This window comes from Rhizobacter sp. P3_B12 (assembly GCF_056402895.1).
Genome location: NZ_JBFUGN010001602.1, coordinates 1 through 774, shown reverse-complemented (window position 1 = coordinate 774; position 774 = coordinate 1). Strand labels below are relative to the sequence as shown.

Here is a 774-nt window from a genome sequence, read left to right as displayed (position 1 = left end):
CGGTTGCGCCGGCCGCTGCGGCCAGCTCGCCGCTGCCGCGCCTGACGGCGTGGACGGCGGCCTGGGAGGCCAAGGACCTGCCGCGCTACCTCAGCTTCTATGCCCCTGGCTTCAAGCCGGCGCAGGGCTCGGTCGACGCCTGGAAGGCACGCCGGCAGGCGATGCTGGCGAAGTCCGGCTCGCTCAGCGTGAAGCTGGAGAACATCGACGTGCAGGCCATCGGGCCTGGTGTTGCGCAGACCCGCTTCAAGCAGACCTACACCTCGTCGGGCTACTCCGACGTCGTGAACAAGTCGGTGACGTGGCGGTTGATTGACGGCCAGTGGTTCATCACGAAGGAAAGCAACCTGTAGTTCGTCGCGCCGCGGCGCGTGCGCGGCGGGGCGGGTGAGGGGCTGGGCTGGGGGCTCATGCCGAGGCGGTCGGCGCCCTGGGGGCGCCGACTCCACGAAGAAGCTCGGYTYCGKGGGTGCATCGCCAAACTCCCTCCRCTCACTTCGTTCGYTGTGGTCAAACAGTGGCGATGAGTMWGTCTACGAAGCGCGCTGGCGCGCGCCACCCMCGRARCCRAKCTTCTTCGTCGCCTCAGAAATCGCCCCCAGCCCAKYCCCTCACCCCCCGCGCTAASCACCMGCCGCTCTTGTTGGGGGGAAAAGATTGAAGTGACCGACGAGCGCGCGRGCGCYCGCATGCTCGTCGGTCACTTCAATCTTTTCCCCCAAACACAGTGCGGCGGTGTTGCAAAGGCGCGGGTGGGTAGGCTGTGGAGCGCCA

At 67.6% G+C, this 774-nt stretch carries 1 protein-coding gene; it reads left to right on the top strand.

All coding sequences use genetic code 11. The features are described 5' to 3' along the window. On the top strand, positions 1–353 hold a 353-nt coding region (locus AC1D01_RS37150; protein WP_477874882.1), incomplete at its 5' end, for a nuclear transport factor 2 family protein. Positions 354–774: the final 421 nt, after the last annotated feature.